16 protein-coding genes and 1 CRISPR repeat array are annotated in these 19,613 nt (G+C 36.9%); of the genes, 12 read left to right on the top strand and 4 right to left on the bottom strand.

The window, feature by feature from the left end; genetic code table 11:
* Positions 1 to 68: 68 nt before the first annotated feature.
* Positions 69 to 728, top strand: coding sequence for a hypothetical protein (locus K8089_RS10960; protein ID WP_237603335.1), 660 nt, complete (start codon positions 69 to 71; stop codon positions 726 to 728).
* A 173-nt stretch (positions 729 to 901) separates the two neighbouring features.
* Here K8089_RS10960 and K8089_RS10955 read toward each other — a convergent pair whose 3' ends face one another.
* Both K8089_RS10955 and K8089_RS10950 read right to left on the bottom strand, forming a co-directional pair.
* The gene (locus K8089_RS10955; protein WP_237603334.1) at positions 902 to 2,626 is read right to left on the bottom strand and encodes a DUF2207 domain-containing protein; all 1,725 of its coding nucleotides are present in this window, start codon (positions 2,624 to 2,626) and stop codon (positions 902 to 904) included.
* Between the two features lie 105 nt (positions 2,627 to 2,731).
* Positions 2,732 to 3,292: a LemA family protein gene (locus K8089_RS10950; protein ID WP_237603333.1), complete on the bottom strand. Its 561-nt coding sequence runs from the start codon at positions 3,290 to 3,292 to the stop codon at positions 2,732 to 2,734.
* A gap of 180 nt (positions 3,293 to 3,472) precedes the next feature.
* Between K8089_RS10950 and K8089_RS10945 the strand changes: the two genes are divergently transcribed.
* From K8089_RS10945 to cas4, 11 genes are all read left to right on the top strand, one after another.
* Positions 3,473 to 4,081, top strand: a complete 609-nt coding sequence (locus tag K8089_RS10945; RefSeq protein WP_237603332.1) for an alpha-ketoglutarate-dependent dioxygenase AlkB family protein — start codon at positions 3,473 to 3,475, stop codon at positions 4,079 to 4,081.
* A gap of 91 nt (positions 4,082 to 4,172) precedes the next feature.
* The gene (locus tag K8089_RS10940) at positions 4,173 to 4,487 is read left to right on the top strand and encodes a hypothetical protein (RefSeq protein ID WP_237603331.1); all 315 of its coding nucleotides are present in this window, start codon (positions 4,173 to 4,175) and stop codon (positions 4,485 to 4,487) included.
* Between the two features lie 319 nt (positions 4,488 to 4,806).
* Complete coding sequence (locus K8089_RS10935) at positions 4,807 to 5,160, top strand: hypothetical protein (protein WP_237603330.1); 354 nt, start codon at positions 4,807 to 4,809, stop codon at positions 5,158 to 5,160.
* A gap of 874 nt (positions 5,161 to 6,034) precedes the next feature.
* Positions 6,035 to 7,792 carry a TM1802 family CRISPR-associated protein gene (locus K8089_RS10930; protein WP_237603329.1) on the top strand — a complete coding sequence of 586 codons (1,758 nt, stop codon included), beginning with the start codon at positions 6,035 to 6,037 and terminating at the stop codon, positions 7,790 to 7,792.
* Positions 7,789 to 8,676: a type I-B CRISPR-associated protein Cas7/Csh2 gene (cas7b, locus tag K8089_RS10925; protein ID WP_237603328.1), complete on the top strand. Its 888-nt coding sequence runs from the start codon at positions 7,789 to 7,791 to the stop codon at positions 8,674 to 8,676. The genes K8089_RS10930 and cas7b overlap by 4 nt, the downstream gene beginning before the upstream one ends.
* 1 nt (position 8,677) lies before the next feature.
* Positions 8,678 to 9,400 carry a type I-B CRISPR-associated protein Cas5b gene (gene cas5b / locus K8089_RS10920; RefSeq protein WP_237603327.1) on the top strand — a complete coding sequence of 241 codons (723 nt, stop codon included), beginning with the start codon at positions 8,678 to 8,680 and terminating at the stop codon, positions 9,398 to 9,400.
* A 26-nt stretch (positions 9,401 to 9,426) separates the two neighbouring features.
* On the top strand, positions 9,427 to 11,787 hold the full coding sequence (gene cas3, locus K8089_RS10915; RefSeq protein ID WP_237603326.1) for a CRISPR-associated helicase Cas3': 2,361 nt from the start codon (positions 9,427 to 9,429) through the stop codon (positions 11,785 to 11,787).
* A gap of 19 nt (positions 11,788 to 11,806) precedes the next feature.
* A complete protein-coding gene (locus tag K8089_RS10910) occupies positions 11,807 to 12,490 on the top strand; it encodes a CRISPR-associated endonuclease Cas6 (protein WP_237603325.1) in 684 nt (227 codons plus the stop codon).
* The gene (gene cas1 / locus K8089_RS10905) at positions 12,491 to 13,483 is read left to right on the top strand and encodes a CRISPR-associated endonuclease Cas1 (RefSeq protein WP_237603324.1); all 993 of its coding nucleotides are present in this window, start codon (positions 12,491 to 12,493) and stop codon (positions 13,481 to 13,483) included.
* A gap of 10 nt (positions 13,484 to 13,493) precedes the next feature.
* On the top strand, positions 13,494 to 13,784 hold the full coding sequence (cas2, locus tag K8089_RS10900) for a CRISPR-associated endonuclease Cas2 (RefSeq protein ID WP_237603323.1): 291 nt from the start codon (positions 13,494 to 13,496) through the stop codon (positions 13,782 to 13,784).
* Positions 13,784 to 14,359 (top strand): CRISPR-associated protein Cas4, encoded by a 576-nt coding sequence (gene cas4, locus K8089_RS10895; protein ID WP_237603322.1) that lies wholly within the window; start codon positions 13,784 to 13,786, stop codon positions 14,357 to 14,359. The genes cas2 and cas4 overlap by 1 nt, the downstream gene beginning before the upstream one ends.
* Positions 14,360 to 14,553: 194 nt before the next feature.
* Positions 14,554 to 18,737: direct repeats of the CRISPR family, unit length 37 nt; unit sequence ATACCCCACCACTCCATCTAGAAACTAGGATTGAAAC.
* A gap of 99 nt (positions 18,738 to 18,836) precedes the next feature.
* Here the strand turns inward: cas4 and K8089_RS10890 are convergent.
* Entirely contained in the window at positions 18,837 to 19,190 is a 354-nt protein-coding gene (locus K8089_RS10890) for a hypothetical protein (RefSeq protein ID WP_237603321.1), read from the bottom strand.
* 49 nt (positions 19,191 to 19,239) lie between these two features.
* Entirely contained in the window at positions 19,240 to 19,569 is a 330-nt protein-coding gene (locus K8089_RS10885; RefSeq protein ID WP_237603320.1) for a hypothetical protein, read from the bottom strand.
* Positions 19,570 to 19,613: the final 44 nt, after the last annotated feature.

Below are 19,613 nucleotides of genomic sequence, written 5' to 3'. Positions count from 1 at the left end.
TTCGTCGCAACCTAAAATTGAATTGGTTTGGCGATAACTTATTTGCAAATACTATAGAACAAATAGAAATGAAAAAGCTGTTTTTGTTATTCCTCACTTGCTTTACCACAGTTTTATTTTCGCAAACTGTAGAAGAAGTTGATGCTGCTTCTTATAAGATTTGCAACTATTTAGGCACTTTAGATTATATTGAAAATGACGAAATAAAAATGGATATTCTTTTTCGCGACCCAATGGATGACGCTTTAAACGCCGTCCCCGAGGCCGATGCTGAAGAATTTCAAAAGCGTATTTATTACAGGCTACAGCGAAATTGTGTGGATTTTCAGGAGTTATTGCAAAGGCTTGAACCACATAAAGACGACGCGAGAATAACTTCTGTGAAACCTATTTCCACGATTTCAAAGAAAGAGCTAAAGAACTTTAAGAAAACTGAAGACTTCAGCTATTTGGAAGCCGACGGGAAGCGAACAAAGGTGAAAATCAGCGACGGGTTTTGGCAGGATTATTTTGAAGATAATACGTATTCAAAACTCACTTTTAGCTGGATTGACGAAAATAAGTTTAAACTTATATTTATAGAAAGCAACAACGAAACCCGTGCTAATTTAAGCATTCCGGGCGATGCGTATTTATATGAAATAATTGAAAAGACAAAGGAATATTACGTTGTAAGCGCGGAAGTGGAAGGGCAAAAAGTGTATCAGATATTTAAATTATATTATTAGAATTGGAAACTGGACCGCTTGTTTCTCCGCTAAAACTATGGCCACTAAAGGTCGGTGCAAGTATCAGAAACCGAGACTCACTACAGTACATTGTAAATATTGCTGTTAAAATTTAAGATTGGCGTGAATTTCGAGGTAATGGATTTGTTTCGAAACTTCCTTTAATAATTTCATTACCAGCTTCCGCCGCCCCCGCCGCCAAAGCCACCTCCCGAAGAACCTCCACCTCCAGAACCGCTGCTTGAAGGCGAACTTACCATAGTTGATTTTGCCGACGAAATAGAAGATGCAAACGAATTAGAAAAGTTATGCATCGTGAAGGCGCCAGTTGATGAGGTGTACCAACTTGGGGGTTGTAAATTGAGTGCTTCAAACTTTTTTGCCCACTGATCAAACAGACCAAAGGCCAGTGCATACCCCATCGTAGTTTCAAAATAGGACGGGCTATCTTGAAGCAGCATTTTTAATTTGTTTTCTTCGGCTATTTTTATAAAATTTCTAAACCCTTTTAATTCTGAAAGTATTTCATTGCCTTTGGCGTTTTTCTTCACCAAATGCACACTCATAAAAAGTAGAAATATTGTAACGGGAATTACCGCCAAGGCCGCAATTAAACCCCACGTAACTATAAAAGCAAAGAAGAGAATACCGCTCAATATTACCATGCCAATAATGGTTCTGGTTTGTATTTTTTTGGCTTTTGGATCGTAATATTTTTGAGCTTTTTTCTTCAACATTCTTTTGGCACTAGCCATTTTTGTGTAAAAAGTATTTTTAAGGCTACTTATTAAAACTTCTTTTTCTCCGTGCTCGGAAGCGCTTCCGAAGAGGCCACTAAAAATTTTCTTTTCATAATCTGGCGCGCCATCCGGTAAGGGGCGTAACCTTGTAATTTTGGTGTCGTCTTTTTCAAACCAGCCTTTTTTTGGAATTTCTTCCATAGCAATTAATCCTCGCGAACCCCAATACGGAATTAATGAAATAAGGTCTTGTGTATCTTCGCTATCGTCTATTAAAAACCCAGCCATGGACGGATCGATGCCGCTTGGCGGGAAATAGCTGGTTGTTGCCACTACCCTATCATCTTTACCGTATTTGTTCCAAATTGCGTAAAATACTAGTAGCAATAATCCTAAAATAAGCGTCCAGCCGTAGTCTGCCCAAAATGGCCACCACGGTTTTATTTCCTTTACTGAATTTAAGGGTAGGTTTAATAATACAGTTACGTTTTGTCCGCTATACGATTTAAAATCGGGAACACTTGTCGCGGAAAAAACCCCATCATTATAGGATACATTGAAATCTGAACTTTCAACATCTTGTCCCGTAAAACCGGTGTAAACAAAAAAATCATCTAAGTTAGCATCTACATTTTCGGGCAGGTGAATATTAAAATCTATTTTTTCAAAAACCGTGCTCCAGTCAGAAGCTTTGACGTTCCAGTAAAACCGAATTTTTTCCCTTTCAAAAAGAAAAGCGTTGTAAACCCGATATTTTATTTCGTAGTGTTGTGGGCCAATAACCGTTACGTCCTTATCGCCAATTTTTATTTGTAGGTTGTCACTAAGTTTTTGTAAAAATTCAGGATCGGCATCAAATTTATGGCCAGGTACTTTAATTTTGGTAATTCTAATCCTGCGTTTTTCTTGGATGCTATCTTCGGTAAGCAAGTCGTAATTAACGCGAATGTTTCTAAATATACCGTGTTTATATGTATTAAAAGTAATGTCGTAATTTTCAACCACATCAAAGTAGCCTTCCTCGTGGATGTAGATATCTACTTGGCATCGGTTTACGGTAAATTCCTGAGCCGATGTTTTCAAGAAAAACAACATTCCTATTAATAGCAGAAACAGTTTTTTATTGAACCACGGGGTGTACTTCTTACTTATTGTCACTTTATTAGTTATTAAAAATAATCTGGTATTTCAGTTGATGGTTATTGCGTTACTGGGTTACTGGGTTTTTGAGGTATTGGGTTATTAGCTTTGTAACCAAAACCTTTAATTAAAACTCACTTTTACGTTTTCGCGGGTAGCTGGGTCAACTTCAAAATAGTCGAAATGTTGGTAGCTAAACATTCCTGCAAAAAGCACTCCTGGGAAGCTTTCGCCATAGGTATTGTTTTCGCGAACTGTGCCGTTGTAGTATCTGCGGCTTCGCTCAAGGTTTTCCTCAATTTCGCTTAGCTTTTGCTGTAAATCTATAAAGCCTGCATTCGCCTTTAGGTCTGGGTATGCTTCACTTAACGCAAAAATGCTTCGCAGGGTTTGTTGCAGTTGGTTTTCAGCCTTTATCTTCGCATTTATTTCATCAGAAGGGACAGACATGGCTGCGTTTCTAGCTTGAATTACGCTTTCCAGAGTTGTTTTTTCGTGTGCTGCGTACCCTTTTACGGTTTCAACAAGGTTCGGGATTAGGTCGTAACGGCGTTTAAGAGCGACATCAATATTGCTCCAGGCGTCTTTCACCATATTTTTGTTTTTCACAAAACGGTTGTAAACGATCACGAGCAAAAGCCCTACGACAACAATTACGCCTAATAAAAGTAGAATGGTACTCATAGTATTGGTTGTTAGTTTAAAATGGATAACTAAGATACTATAATTTCTTTTGAAATGAAGAAAACATCGGTTCAAAAACCGATTTTGAATAGGTTTCCTCTTCAACTTTTATAAGAATATGTGTAAAATTAACAAGTCATTTTGCCCTGATATAAATAGAAAGTAATAGTTTTGAAAGCTATGGAATTGTTCGATTTTGAAAGGGATACGCAACGCAACCTACTTCCCAAAGACGGCACTGTGAATTACTTTGGAACAGTTTTTACTGAAGAAGAAGCGAACCGCTATTTCGATATATTACTGAATACAATTGCTTGGAAAAACGACGAAACCATTATCTTCGGAAAAAAAATTATCACAAAGCGAAAAGTGGCGTGGTACGGCGAACGCGAGTTTGAATACACCTATTCTAAAGTCACCAAAAAAGCACAGTTGTGGACGCCCGAGTTGCTGCAACTTAAAAAGCAGGTTGAAGCCAAGTGCGGCGATACTTTTAATAGTTGTTTGTTGAATCTTTACCACAGTGGCGAAGAAGGCATGGCGTGGCACAGCGATGCCGAAAAAGATCTTAAAAGAAATAGCGCCATCGCCTCGGTAAGTTTTGGGGCGGAGCGGAAATTTGCGTTTAAGCATAAAGAGACGAAGGAAACGGTTTCACTAAATCTACAAAACGGCAGCCTTTTGATAATGAAAGGCACAACCCAAAGCCATTGGCTGCACCGACTGCCACCAACAAGGAAAGTGCATGCGCCACGGATTAATTTAACTTTTAGGACGATTGAGACATAGACTAGGTTTACGAGCGTATAAAATGTGGTAACAGCCACTCACGCCACCCATCTTTCACATTGAATTACTTAAAGGAAAGCATCAAAATTTTATGAGAACTGCAGAAGTAAAAAAAATAGCCTTAATTATATTTCACGTAATTACAGTTATGCTTTTGTTTACTTCTGTTTCCTTGGTGCTGGATAAAATATTCACACAAGACAGCACCGACATTAGCACAGAACCCTCTTTTGAAAATACCTTCGAGCTTGTATTTACTATTGCGACCATCTTTCTTGCAGCTGCGAGTTGGTATATCCTTGTAAAAAAATGGATTCACGATAGGAAGCTAGCCTATTATCTAAAATCACTCCTATTCACCAACACCATAATTATTATTGGCTTGGTTTTGCTTTTGTTGGTTTAGATTGCTTCACCATTTTATTTAAACCCAGCGTTAATTACTTAAACACCTCCCCTACTTTGTGGGTTCGGGTGTAATTTCTGTGTGTACAAATATTGGGTATCGCTTTTTAAATTTAAGGAGATGGATGCTCGTTTTAATGCTAATTAGATTAGCAAGGCATTTATTGCTATTGTAGATTAATGAGCGTAGTAGCGTTGCAAGGGGTATATGGTATATTTTATATACTATAAACATACTGTAAATATACTATAAAGTTACTATAATCTTACTATACCAGTACTATATATATACTATACAATTTATTCACACTACGCTATGAATGGACGCTTCATATACGATGTTGGTTAACTACCTCGGAGTCGAAGTTGAAGTCGAAGTTGAAGTTGAAAATGGGCTTTGGGGGTTGGTTGATTTGGGAATTGGGATTGGGGGACCACGAATACACGAATTTTATTTTCTTTCGCTACGTTCGATGGGTGGTTGTGAATGTCACTACTGTTTCCTTCGTGGCGCTTCGAATGGGGCAAGAATTCACAAATTATTGTTGGAGCTTTGGGAGCCGGTGGTCTCGATACAAATTTTAGTAAGCGCGCTGCACTTTCTAAAATTCACTCGGACACCTTTGAGGGTGACGTTTGATGAGTTTGGTTTGAGTAAGCAACTTCGTGTTTAATCTGTGTGTTCCTTCCCCTATCTACCAAGGTTATTTAAAAGACCAATGTTTCTCTAAGGGGAAGATGGCAGCTGGGAGATACTTTTGATTGTTTATCTAATTTTAAATCCCAGCTGACAGAAGGGGTAGGGTCCCCCAACCTGAGAGGGGAGTCGATTCGTCTTTGACATAAGGAGAGAAGCCCGCGAGTACCAAGCTGGAATAGATTCACAGTTAAAGAATCTAATGGCACAGCAAACACTAGAGGTTTTGTAGTGTCTTCTTCCTAAGTAACTGATTTTGTAGACAAATATATTATATAAAATACGTATTAAACTGATGTGTACGAATCAAAAAGATGCTAAATCCCTGTCATTAATTAAAAAAACAAGCACTGACATATTTACATATATAATTTCAAAATCTTAGCGGGTACAAATAAAAACTTTATCGGGTATTGTAATAAATATTCCTATAGCCCGATAAAACCATCAAGAAGTATTAATTATCTTTTGTTAAATTTTTTTCATAAGCCAGTGTCCATCCAAAAATAATATGGTTTACAATTGACAAAACTGGATCAAAATTATTGAGTTTATTAAAATAAAAGACTTAATGGTTTTTTTATTTTGACATTTATTTATAATTTAGCCTTTCTCCCCAGAAATTTTGAGCTAAAAATAGCCGTAAATTTAACGAACACATTTTTATAGTGGCTTTGGTCATATGAATAACTCATGTTTTCTGACATGGAAAAAAATTAATTTATGTTACAAAAATTATTAACGATTGGGGAATGGCACAGCCAGGGCAAAAGTGAGTGGGCTCAGAATAGGAATGTCTACAGCGAATATTGAAATAAATAAACTGAAATATTTTTTCTTAAAATATAAAGATGATTACAACACTCTACAATTTTGCTAAATTATTATATAGTGATGAAAACCTGCAGCCATACTTCTCTCCTGCAGAAAATCCCTTTGAAGGAAGAGAGATCAACGGCAAAGTTCTTAAGGGAATTGTGGAAGAAGGAAGTTTTTCACACTTTGAGTTAGAGGATTTCAATTCTACTTTTATTCCAAAATATTTATATAGAAGACCTCCCGGTGCTAATGGGACTAATACTGTTCCTACACTTTATATAAATACAAAAGATCCTAATAAAACTTCTAAAAAAATCCGGCAAAGTATAGAAAATTACAATTTGGATTTTACTTCCAAAGAGGATCTAGAAAAGGCGATTCACCTTTTTGAAGAATTTGATTTTAATAAAGGTTACTACTACATCATTACCTTTTCTATTGACGGAAAATATTTCGGTGAGTTTGAAGAATATATAAGTGTATTTGAAGAAGAAGCTTACAAAAAATATTATCAGAAGAATTACGGGAAAACCAAAAAGAAAAATCAGCTATGCGCGCTGACAAATAAGTCTGCCACAGTGTATGGTTTTGTGGATACATTGGGCTTCACGGTTGATGCGGATTCCTTTAGAAGAAACAGTTTTGATGCAAATAAAGCCTATACAATGTTTCCTGTTTCTGAAGAGGCCATCCCATACCTTGAAGGAGCAAGGGGGATTTTATTGAATAGATTAAGCGCCCATTTTTTCGGAAGTTTTAAATATGCCCTAGTCCCGCATTTCGTATTTCAGCCGGAACTCTCTTTAGCCCAATACATAGCTTCCAAGTTCTTGGATAAAGCCGCACTTAATATTGATAATAATGATGGAGCCAATGGTTTTTTTAATGATACCGAATTAATTTTAAATGAAATTATAGAAGATGGAGATTTAAGGAGGAACGATATCTACTATACAATGTTGTTCTTTGAGCAGCAACAAGCTCAATTTAAGATATATCTTGAACTGAATGATGTTCTTCCATCACGGATTGCTAAAGTTTTGGACGCAAAAAAAGAAGCTGAAAACCACTATCATATTTACACCACCTATATAACAAAAAAAGGAGAAGTTAGACAACAAAAAATTACATTATTTCGACTCAGAGAATATTTTATTACTGGTCAAAAAAATATCCAACCAGCTTTTTTTAGATTAATTCAAAGCATTTTCACTGGACAGCCTTATGATGACTCCAAGGTGATACGTTTGATATTAGAATCTTGGAAAAAATCGTTCAAAGAGAATTATCATAATGAAGAAAACACCTTCAACTATTTGGTGAAATATTCATTGGGGAATCTCATTTTCTTAAATGCATTAGAAATTTTTAAATCTGAATATAAAATGAGTAAACACAGTTTAACAACAGAGAAGCAAGATGCGTTTTCTTTTATAGAAGCTCATCCCGCTTATTTTGAGAAGGAATATCTAAAGGGAGCTTTTATTTTTGGCTGTCTGACCACCCGGTTGTTATACAATCAACCTGGGAATGCTTTTATGAAAGAACTGAATGGATTGAATATCGATAAGGATCTTATTTCAAAGAAATTTCCAAAACTTATTGCGCGACTGCGGCAATATGACAAAGAGTTCTCTTCTCTGGAAGCGGCAGCGATGCGTTATTTTGCAAATGAAGAAAAAGTCAGTAAAGATGAAATTTCATTTGCATTTACAATGGGATTAGTCCTGCAAAAAGATTTCGACAGAATTAATAAAGACAATAAATCATTAAATACAGAAGAAAAATGAGTAACATTATTCAAAACCGAAGCGAGATTTTATTTCTCTACGATGTAAAATATGCCAATCCCAACGGCGATCCGATGGATATGAACCGCCCCAGAATCGATGAAGATTCCAATCATTGTTTGGTAACAGATGTGCGTTTAAAACGAACCATCCGAGATTATTTTTTAGAGAAAGGATATGATGGTCAAACAGATGCCAATAAAGATATTTTTATCAGAGATGAAGGAGGCAAGCCAGTAACAGGTGCTACCAGGGCAAAAGCTTATAATGACAAAGATGAGTTTATCGAAAAATATCTTGATGTAAGATTATTTGGTGGGGTTTCTGCCGCGACAGGGAAAAAATTCAACCTGACTGGTCCTGTTCAATTTGGAATGGGGAAAAGCCTGCATCCTGTAAAAGAAAACTTTATTAAAGGAACTGGAGCTTTCGCAACAAAAGAAGGCGCAGAACAAAAAACCTTCAGGGAAGAGTATAATATCACCTATGGATTGATAGGGTTTCACGGAATCATTAATGAAAACGCTGCAAAACATACGAAACTGACAGATGAAGATATGAATTTATTCATTGAAGGAACTTGGAATGGCACCAAAGATTTGATTTCAAGATCAAAGAAAGGTCATATGCCGCGCCTATTGGTAAAGGTAAATTACCAGCCTGGTTTTTATATTGGTGACCTTCTTGAAAACATAGAATTACTAGTAGAAAATGATAAAGAAGTAGATCAAATACAGGACGTTACAGAATTTGTTTTGCAAACGGAAAAACTAAATCAGGTTCTTCAGAAGCATCAGGATAAAATTCTATCTGTGGAAGTAAAAATAGATGACAGACTTCAACTAAGCGAGCCAATATTTAAAGCTCAGGAACTGGAATTTTAAAATGGAAATTAAAAAGACATTAGTTTTCGACATTTGGGGAGATTATGCTCATTTCAAAAAGATCTATGTAACCACTTCTGCTCTCACTTATTCTTTGCCGTTTAAAACTTCCATATTCGGATTGGTTGGAGCCATAATCGGATTGGATAATAGAGAAAACAAGTATCTAGATTATTTTGATGAAGCTAACTGTCGATTGGCTATTCAGGTTATCAATCCAATTCGGATTCTGAGGATTAATATCAATCTTTCACCGAAAACAGGACCTATTAAAGATAACCGAAAGCCGACGACAATGGAATATATTGTCAAACCTTGTTACCGGATTTTCTTCTCTCACACCAATGATGAAATTTATAACTCGCTAAAAGAAAACCTAGAGGAAAAGAAATCTGTTTATACTCCGGTTTTAGGGTTGGCACATTGTTTAGCGAATTTTCAGTTTCTTGGAGAATACGAGATAAAAGAAGATAACGGGATTGCAGTGATTGATTCCATTCTTTTGAAAAGCGAGGTGAAAAGTTTAGATACTTCATCGTGGAATGAAAATCAAGTTCGCATTCAGGAACAGGCAATGTATCCTTTAGAAATGAATACAACCAGAGAGGTTACAAAGAGAGATAATATTTTATTTGACCTAAATGGTAATCCTATTCAGGCTGAAGTTGAGAAATACTATCGCCTAATTCTAAAAGGACAGCCGGTTAATATTATTATGATGTAATGGAGTGGATCTCTCACGATGACAGATTGCTGAAAGAGCATTTAGCTGGGTTGAAGAAGGTTTCTGAGCAAATTCTTCCAGAGAAAAAACAAAACTTCTTTTCATCGGAAGAATTAAAGAATAAGGTTCTTGCTTTGATTGCCTACCACGATCTTGCTAAAGCTTCTGTTTATTTTCAGCTTTATCTTGCTTATGCTCTTCTTGGAAATAACAAAGAACATAGGGACTATTCTAAAGCGGTTTTAGAAGGTTTTATAGAGAAGAACAAAGTGTATTTGAAAAAATGGAAAGAAAATCCCTCGTTAAAAAATCACGCTTTATTTGGTGCTTGGATGAGTTTGTATTTATGGGATGAATCCATCACATATTCCAAAGAAGTCTTCCTGTTTGTAGAGATTCTGAAAGCCCACCACGGTGCTCTTAAGAATTTTGAACAAGCTTCTGTAAATCCAAGAAATGATAGAGACACACTCGTTGAAACTGGAGCAACTATAGATTTTGTGAAATATGCAAGAACGATGTCCGAACTAGATTTGCCATTTCAATTCGGAAATATTTCTGAATTATTAACAAGTTTTAAAGGATTCAAATTTGATATGAAAGTTGTTTCGGATCTTTCACAAAATAAGAACAGTTCATTTTATTTTCAAACCTTGTTTTTGTATTCATTCCTTTTAAGTGCTGACAAAGGCGATATGATGCTTCAAAAAAAAGAATGGAAACGCTTTCCAATTAAAAGTCAAATAATTGATGAGTATAAATCCAAATTCATACAAACCCAACATTCCATAAATACTCTGAGAGAGGAGGCTTATCAAACTGCCGTTTCTCGGGTCATTGCTCTTGGAGATCAAAACTTTTACTCCATTACGCTTCCCACGGGTTTGGGAAAAACGCTTACCGCTTATAAAACAGCACTTCAAATTAAGGAAAAATACGCCCCTGATTTTAGGATTGTCTATTGCTTGCCTTTTACATCCATCATTGATCAAAATGCAAGCGTTTTTAATGATATTTTAGAGGGTGCTGTTATTGACAAGGGAAATATCGGAGTTCATCATCACCTTTCGATTCCTGATATTAAAAAAAAGGAAGATATTGAAGAAGGGTTTTATCCTAACTGGGAATATATTATAGAAGGCTGGCAAAGTGAAATAACCATTACAACTTTTGTGCAATTATGGGAAAGCATTTTTGCCAATCACAATCGCCAACTTCGGAAGTTTCATAATCTGGTAAACAGTATTATTATTTTGGATGAAGTTCAATCTATTAATCCAAAACTATTTCGTGCATTCGAATTTGTGATGGAAGCCATGGCAAAATATTTCAACACTAAGTTCATATTTGTGACTGCTACTCAACCCATTTTACTGAAAAATAAAGTCAAAGAATTGTGTTTTAAATATGAAGATGATTACTTCTTCTCTCAAATGAACCGTACTGTTCTTGACACTTCTCTGCTACAAAAGAAAGAATTGATGAATGAGGAAGAATTGATGGAAATTGTTCTGACAGATTATGAAGAAAATGAAAAATCTATTTTGATAATATGTAACACCATTGGCTTCTCTCAAAAACTAAGGCAACTTCTTTCGGATTATGTGGAAGAAACCAGTTTATTTTATTTGTCTGCTTCTATAATTCCCTTTTTCCGCGAAAAAACTCTTTCTTCTATCAGAAAAAAATTGGACAGGAATCAACGAATAATCCTAGTTTCCACTCAGGTAGTTGAGGCTGGAGTAGATATCGATTTTGGCACGGTTTATCGTGATTTTGCTCCCCTGTCTTCCATAAATCAAGCAGCGGGGCGATGCAATCGAAATGCTGGAAAAGACGTATCTAAAGTGATCCTGTTCAGAAGTGGCAAGGATAAAATTTACGATCCCACCCAACTGGATATTACCAAAAATGTTTTAAACTCCTTTTCTCCCCAAATTCCTGAAAATCAATTTTATGAATTAAATCAAAAATATTTCGCCGCTGTAAAAAATAAGATTCAGGAAGGTTCTGACGTCAGCAATAATTTGATTAAGGATATTCTTACTCTAAAATTTGAAAATATTGGGACAGATAAAAATTACCGATTGTTTGTTGAGAAATATATAACCTATAGTTATTTCATACCTGTTAATAAAGAGGCGGAAGATTTATGGAACGATTATATGAAAAAGTTTGAAAACGATTTTTTTAGAAGAAAGCAAGAAATACAATTGCTGATGCCAAAGCTGATGAAATTTGTAGTGAATATTCCAGATTATATTTTTCTACCCACAGAAGAAGAAAAAGAAATGGTTATAATAAAAAGAGACGATTGGGAAGAGTTTTACAATATAAAACAAGGCTATAAAAGCAAAACCGAGTCCAATTCCGTTGCTGTTTTTTAAAATTAAAAAGAAGAATTCAATGTCGTTAACCACTACAAAAGAAATACAAATCTGTCGCATAAAATTCCCAGAGATCAAATTACAAACTCGCGACGCCCATAAACTTCGCGGCTATTTTGGCAATCTCTTTAGGCAGCACTCCCCTATTTTGCACAATCACTATGAAGATGGTCGGTTTCGGTATAAATACCCAAGTGTCCAATATAAGGTAATTAAGAATGTGCCTACACTCATTGGCATTAATGAGGGTGCTGAATTGTTGCCTAGTTTGTTTTTAAAAATCAAGGAACTGGATATCGATGGAGAGAAATTCGATGTAAATACGAAGAATATAGAATTAAAGAGTGAGAAAGTGGGTTATAGTCAGAACTTACACGAATACGAATTTGTCACCTTATGGATGGGTCTTAACCAGACCAATTACGCCAAATATCAAAAGCTCAATAGTGAGGTAGAAAAACAGGATATGCTCAATGCCATACTGGTGGGACATATTTTAAGCTTTTTCAGGAATACAACTATTGAATTAGAGTCTCATGAACGTTTAATGGCGAAGGTAAGCGTACAAGAGAATAGCACTAATTTCAAGGAAAATAAGATGATCGCATTTTCGGGTAGCTTTGTTATCAATGCATTGCTTCCTGACGAGATTGGCCTGGGGAAAGCAGTTTCTAGAGGTTTTGGAACCATAATAAAAAGATAGATGCAAATCTTCATTAATACTTACGGAACCTATCTACACGTAAAGGACGAGATGTTCGAGGTCAAAGTCCGGGAGGACAAGGACAAGCCAATAAAAGTAAACCATATAGCCGCCCATAAAATCACTTCATTTGTGATGAGTAAGGGAGCGTCTCTTAGTACTGATGCTGTTGCGTTGGCATTAAAACACAATATTGACATTGTAATTGTCGAGAACAACGGTCATCCTTTAGGGCGTTTTTGGCATAGCAAGCTGGGTAGCACTACAAAAATAAGAAAGGAGCAGTTAGTAGCTTCGTTAAATGCAACTGGGGTATCATGGATTAAAAGCTGGTTAAGTGAAAAACTGGAGAACCAAGCAGACTTTTTACAAGACTTAAAGAAGCATAGAGCACAACAGCATGAGTTTTTGGGTCAAAAAATAAATGCTATCCTTGAGTTTCGCAAAAACATTCTACAGACTGAGGCAAAAGACATTAAAGAAGTGGACGAATCTTTTAGAGGTTGGGAAGGGTCAGCCGGGAGACATTATTTTGAAGCCCTTTCTAAATGTATGCCAGACACTTTCGCTTTTAAAGGAAGGAGTTTTCGCCCCGCACAGGATGAGTTTAATGCGATGCTCAACTATGCATATGGTATTTTATATAGTCGGATAGAACGTGCATTAATGTTAGCAGGCTTAGATCCATTTATAGGGTTTATGCATCGAGACGATTATAATACAAAAAGCTTAGTGTTTGATTTTATTGAGTCATACCGCATTTATGCAGATCGTTTTGTATTTCGATTGTTTACAGGGAAAAGGATTAACAAAGCACATTTTAGTGAATTTACTGGTGGGTTTTCGTTGAATGAAGAAGGAAAAGCTTTTTTTGTAGCGCCTTATTTGGAGTATTTAGACAGTGAAAAAATTAGGTATAAAGGGAGACTGCAAACTAGAATGAATGCCGTTCAACTAGAGGCACATCGATTTGCAAACAGTTTAATTTCGTAATAAAAGAAAAATGATAATCTGGGTTTTGTACGACATAAAGAACGATGCAGCACGAACTTTCGTTTCCAAAGCCTGTTTAAAGGCGGGGTTATATCGGGTTCAGTACTCTTGTTTTTTGGGAACTTTAAACACAAATGAAAAAGATAGTTTAGAACTTCAAATAGAAAAAGTTATCAATGAGGATACTGATAAAATATACGTATTCCGAATGAACAAAGAGCAATTAAAAGGATGTACTATGATGGGGCAGGCGTTTGACGAAAAACTGGTAACTGATGATGTAAAATCCCTATTTTTTTAATGCAAAGCTTTTATCCATCCCAAATAATTGAATACTTGTATTGTCCACGCTATACATACTTTGAATATGTACTCCGCATTCCGCAGTACGAAGAAAAATTTTATAAAGTAACCCGAGGTCGTGAGGTTCATAATGAGAAATTGGAGCGTAACAAGGATTATCTACGGAAGAAAATTGGGGTGGTGGATAAATGGATCGACCAATATTTGGGAATGGACGGATTGCGTGGAAAAGTAGATGAAGTATTAAAGCTTGAGGATGGAAATTTTGCACCTTTAGATTATAAGTTTGCAGTATGGAAAGATAAAATTTATGATACGTATAAACAGCAGTTATATTGTTATGCCGTTTTGATTGAAGAAAATTTCAAGGTGAAAGTGGCGAATGGATATTTAGTATATACACGTAGTAAAAATAAATTGGTCACGGTATCCATTCCTTCGAAAGCAAAGAAAGAAATTAGAACAAGTATGGAAGAAATGCTTGAGATTATAGAGCAAAATAAATTTCCCAAAGCCACCAAGTTTAAGAAAAGATGTGTAAATTGTACTTATCGGAATATTTGCATCAAATAGCAGATTCCGGGAAACGATTTATTTATTAACCCTTAAAAAAACGGGCTTATGGCAAGCATAGATGCTGCTACGCAATACGGAAAACTACTGATATTTAACGATATTTCGTTCTTTGACATCTTGAAAAATAGGAATTTAAAAAATCGTGAAAGGTGTTTAAGTACTGCTACTGTTGGTTTGGGGCATTTAATCGGATACCCCACCACTCCATCTAGAAACTAGGATTGAAACTGAAGCCACCATACAAACTGAAGGTTTGGGCGAATATACCCCACCACTCCATCTAGAAACTAGGATTGAAACTTGCACCCCTTCAAAACAGGTAAAATCCTACACCACATACCCCACCACTCCATCTAGAAACTAGGATTGAAACTATTAATGGTGTGTCATTATTGTGACACTTTTCGTTTATACCCCACCACTCCATCTAGAAACTAGGATTGAAACGCCTTTGCTCTTTCGGGCAAAAATCTTTCACCCTAAATACCCCACCACTCCATCTAGAAACTAGGATTGAAACAAGGTCGGAAATTCCGACTTTTTTTTGTATCTTTATACCCCACCACTCCATCTAGAAACTAGGATTGAAACGCGTTTTCCATATCCCGCACTAGATATGCAGTAACTATACCCCACCACTCCATCTAGAAACTAGGATTGAAACAAGACGGATTAGTGGATGAAGTTCAAGTGCTAATTCCATACCCCACCACTCCATCTAGAAACTAGGATTGAAACATGCTACTTATGGTGGTGCTCCCAAAAGCGGGATGGTATACCCCACCACTCCATCTAGAAACTAGGATTGAAACAATTGTAACTAAGGTTACAAAAAAACTGTAACTACTATACCCCACCACTCCATCTAGAAACTAGGATTGAAACCGCCAACTTGCATTTGTCATAGTGTCCAATGCGACAATACCCCACCACTCCATCTAGAAACTAGGATTGAAACTCAGAAATTGTTAAGGTGCGGTTTGCTGTTATTTGTATACCCCACCACTCCATCTAGAAACTAGGATTGAAACACTTTGATGGGGATTATGAAAAAATTATATCAATATACCCCACCACTCCATCTAGAAACTAGGATTGAAACTCCCATTTTCAACAAATGGAGTTATACCATTAGGTGATACCCCACCACTCCATCTAGAAACTAGGATTGAAACTTTTCGTTTGTAAACCCAAACCCATCTTCCAGATGTATACCCCACCACTCCATCTAGAAACTAGGATTGAAACCTAATTCTTGAATTTCTTGTTCATTAACAGGAAAAATACCCCACCACTCCATCTAGAAACTAGGATTGAAACTGTTAACACCGTTAGTCCACTCCCAAATATCACCAAAATACCCCACCACTCCATCTAGAAACTAGGATTGAAACATAAGGTACCTGCAGATATATTAGATGCTATTGGATACCCCACCACTCCATCTAGAAACTAGGATTGAAACGTAAAATTCTCTGAATAAAAGAAGTTTGGAACCACTATACCCCACCACTCCATCTAGAAACTAGGATTGAAACCGTAGGCGCTCAGGAAAATGTAGGCACCGGTTATCCTATACCCCACCACTCCATCTAGAAACTAGGATTGAAACACGAATAGGTAACCCGCTACTATTGTGGCAATTACAATACCCCACCACTCCATCTAGAAACTAGGATTGAAACTGGCGAAAAAAGGGCTGTGGGTTCTTGCGGGTGTTGATACCCCACCACTCCATCTAGAAACTAGGATTGAAACTTACTTGCTGAGTTAAAGAGATTGGATGCAGACAGCATACCCCACCACTCCATCTAGAAACTAGGATTGAAACAAGTACGATGGGTTTACAGTTTCTTTTGCAACGGGAATACCCCACCACTCCATCTAGAAACTAGGATTGAAACACGGTGGAAAATCTTCTTGCATTCCTACCTAAACTTATACCCCACCACTCCATCTAGAAACTAGGATTGAAACGTTTATTGGTTAGAAAGTGAATTAAACGCCGTGGAATACCCCACCACTCCATCTAGAAACTAGGATTGAAACCACCGCAAATTATAGTGATAGCAACGTTTCAAAAATATACCCCACCACTCCATCTAGAAACTAGGATTGAAACACCAAGGCGATGGCAGTAGCAATGCGTGGGATATGATACCCCACCACTCCATCTAGAAACTAGGATTGAAACTTATTGCAATGATTGCGGCACTTGGAGCAGCACAAATACCCCACCACTCCATCTAGAAACTAGGATTGAAACATCACTAACCTTGCAAGCGCAGATGTTACAATCACAATACCCCACCACTCCATCTAGAAACTAGGATTGAAACACTGTTCCGTTTAAACTTCCTGTTAAATTTGAAATTATACCCCACCACTCCATCTAGAAACTAGGATTGAAACTTACCGCTAAACAGAATGAGGAAAAGGTTGTTAAGATACCCCACCACTCCATCTAGAAACTAGGATTGAAACAATTATGTGTAACGTGACTCGTATATGGTTTGTTGATACCCCACCACTCCATCTAGAAACTAGGATTGAAACGATTTAGCAACCCGTTTGGGTGGCGACCTGAAAAGTATACCCCACCACTCCATCTAGAAACTAGGATTGAAACTGAAGGGTGGTGAATATATAGACTTCGATTTTGTTTATACCCCACCACTCCATCTAGAAACTAGGATTGAAACCGTACCGCAAAAGTAAAAGCCGCGCAGGAACGACTTATACCCCACCACTCCATCTAGAAACTAGGATTGAAACTTTCCCGAAGGCGAAACAAAACTCCAAGCCACTTATATACCCCACCACTCCATCTAGAAACTAGGATTGAAACAAAAGCACATAAAAAAAGCAACCGTTCTAGGTTGCTATACCCCACCACTCCATCTAGAAACTAGGATTGAAACAAAAAGATATTTCAGACTTAAACACGGAAACTTACAATACCCCACCACTCCATCTAGAAACTAGGATTGAAACAAGCGTTAAGTCCGTACAGAGCAGATAGTTATGGTATACCCCACCACTCCATCTAGAAACTAGGATTGAAACTAATCATCGACAAAATCACCGTATAACTCTCTAATAATACCCCACCACTCCATCTAGAAACTAGGATTGAAACACAACTTCTATATCTGTTGCTCCAATATCATCGGTATACCCCACCACTCCATCTAGAAACTAGGATTGAAACCCTTCAACGCTTGAATATTTTAAGAAAATCAACGAGATACCCCACCACTCCATCTAGAAACTAGGATTGAAACAAGTCGCATTCAATAAAACCCGCAACTAATCAATCATACCCCACCACTCCATCTAGAAACTAGGATTGAAACTGCAACACCAGTTGAACCCCCTGTATTTTCGGGTATATACCCCACCACTCCATCTAGAAACTAGGATTGAAACCTAATTATAGCACTAATTATAGCGCTTGGCTGCTTGATACCCCACCACTCCATCTAGAAACTAGGATTGAAACCAGATTGGGTAGAAGAAGATGGCTACACCGTTTTCATACCCCACCACTCCATCTAGAAACTAGGATTGAAACATTATTCTGTCATTGAATTAGATTATAGTTACATAATATACCCCACCACTCCATCTAGAAACTAGGATTGAAACATGAAGATTATTTGTTTTCAATGTTGGTAACTGCAATACCCCACCACTCCATCTAGAAACTAGGATTGAAACCTATTGATTTCTTTGCTTATATCGGTTTACAATTTCATACCCCACCACTCCATCTAGAAACTAGGATTGAAACCAACACTTGAAAGTTTTGATGTAGGGTTGTGCAATGATACCCCACCACTCCATCTAGAAACTAGGATTGAAACAACAAACTAATTGGAGATGATAGCACCAACGCCATAATACCCCACCACTCCATCTAGAAACTAGGATTGAAACAGGGCGACCTTCCCCCTGCAAATGGATACATAAGATACCCCACCACTCCATCTAGAAACTAGGATTGAAACCCAAGACACCAGTTGGGCAGTCTGGATAAATTAACATACCCCACCACTCCATCTAGAAACTAGGATTGAAACAAGACATTTTCGATATGTTTTTTATTTTTCATGGTTATACCCCACCACTCCATCTAGAAACTAGGATTGAAACTCAAAGGTTACATTAAAATTCTCAAAATGCTTTCTAAATACCCCACCACTCCATCTAGAAACTAGGATTGAAACGAATTAGGCGAAACTGAAAACGATGCCTACCGCGGCATACCCAACCACTCCATCTAGAAACTAGGATTGAAACAAAGCGTGTACAATAATTTCTTGGTTAAGTACTTTTATACCCAACCACTCCATCTAGAAACTAGGATTGAAACACTAACTACCAACTGGGGTCAACTTATGTTGCTGCTGACGCATTCCATTTAGAAACTAGAAAACCCAAAACGAGTTTTCATATATCTTGAAATCTATACCTAATTGCTTTCTACCTCTGCAAGAATTTTTGTAATCTCATCCAAAGATACCATCTGTTCCCGGGGCAGTAGATTGATAATAAATTCCAATGCAACTATAATATCAGACTTAGGATCCGAATTGGAAATAGCGGATAATGTAAAAGTAGCATCTCCATCCAGTGCCAATACACAGGTCTTGAGCAGGCAGGATATGTTGAACAGAAGCTCATCATTATCACCTATCGAAAACTCCCCTTTCATCATCGGCTTGGCATTGCAAGAGAATCCAGCAGGCCTTAAGAGTTCATTTCGTGTAGACAATTCATTTTTAATCTTCTCGAATGCTACAATTTTTCGCTTCTTCTTTTTCATAATATTTAGTTTTAATTCGTAACAAAGTACAACCTACCTTTTCACTACCCTACTCCTGCTTTATACTTTTTAAAAGTTCACTAACCTCATCCACAAACTGAAGTTCTTCCAAAGGGATTAAGTGCAAAATATGTCTTAGAACCTCCTTAACATTGTGTTCCGGTTGTGGAATTTGACGGTCATTTATTAATTCGGGTTCTCCCATTGCGAGTATACAGACCTTTAATAGGTTACAAATAAGAAACATTAATTCCAAATGGCTATCCATGGGAATAGCGATTTCGTAATATTTACCCATTCTGCTTTCTTTTGGCTGGAGAAAGTGAAGGTTGGATTGATGCAAGGCATTCAACTTTTTGAGTAATTTTTTCTTTTTCATAATCTTGATATTTTAAAATTCATCATTTCATGTTTCAATCGTCC

The organism is Aequorivita vitellina (assembly GCF_022008365.1).
Classification (GTDB): Bacteria; Bacteroidota; Bacteroidia; order Flavobacteriales; family Flavobacteriaceae; genus Aequorivita; species Aequorivita vitellina.
This window is presented reverse-complemented; position numbering and strand designations above follow the sequence as displayed.

Excerpts from the sequence above, each read along its gene's own strand:
- K8089_RS10960 (WP_237603335.1), top strand. The coding sequence starts at position 69 with ATGAAAAAGCTGTTTTTGTTATTCCTCACTTGCTTTACCACAGTTTTA.
- K8089_RS10950 (WP_237603333.1), bottom strand. The coding sequence starts at position 3,292 with ATGAGTACCATTCTACTTTTATTAGGCGTAATTGTTGTCGTAGGGCTT.
- K8089_RS10945 (WP_237603332.1), top strand. The coding sequence starts at position 3,473 with ATGGAATTGTTCGATTTTGAAAGGGATACGCAACGCAACCTACTTCCC.
- K8089_RS10940 (WP_237603331.1), top strand. The coding sequence starts at position 4,173 with ATGAGAACTGCAGAAGTAAAAAAAATAGCCTTAATTATATTTCACGTA.
- K8089_RS10935 (WP_237603330.1), top strand. The coding sequence starts at position 4,807 with ATGGACGCTTCATATACGATGTTGGTTAACTACCTCGGAGTCGAAGTT.
- K8089_RS10930 (WP_237603329.1), top strand. The coding sequence starts at position 6,035 with ATGATTACAACACTCTACAATTTTGCTAAATTATTATATAGTGATGAA.
- cas7b (WP_237603328.1), top strand. The coding sequence starts at position 7,789 with ATGAGTAACATTATTCAAAACCGAAGCGAGATTTTATTTCTCTACGAT.
- cas5b (WP_237603327.1), top strand. The coding sequence starts at position 8,678 with ATGGAAATTAAAAAGACATTAGTTTTCGACATTTGGGGAGATTATGCT.
- K8089_RS10910 (WP_237603325.1), top strand. The coding sequence starts at position 11,807 with ATGTCGTTAACCACTACAAAAGAAATACAAATCTGTCGCATAAAATTC.
- cas1 (WP_237603324.1), top strand. The coding sequence starts at position 12,491 with ATGCAAATCTTCATTAATACTTACGGAACCTATCTACACGTAAAGGAC.
- cas2 (WP_237603323.1), top strand. The coding sequence starts at position 13,494 with ATGATAATCTGGGTTTTGTACGACATAAAGAACGATGCAGCACGAACT.
- cas4 (WP_237603322.1), top strand. The coding sequence starts at position 13,784 with ATGCAAAGCTTTTATCCATCCCAAATAATTGAATACTTGTATTGTCCA.
- K8089_RS10890 (WP_237603321.1), bottom strand. The coding sequence starts at position 19,190 with ATGAAAAAGAAGAAGCGAAAAATTGTAGCATTCGAGAAGATTAAAAAT.
- K8089_RS10885 (WP_237603320.1), bottom strand. The coding sequence starts at position 19,569 with ATGAAAAAGAAAAAATTACTCAAAAAGTTGAATGCCTTGCATCAATCC.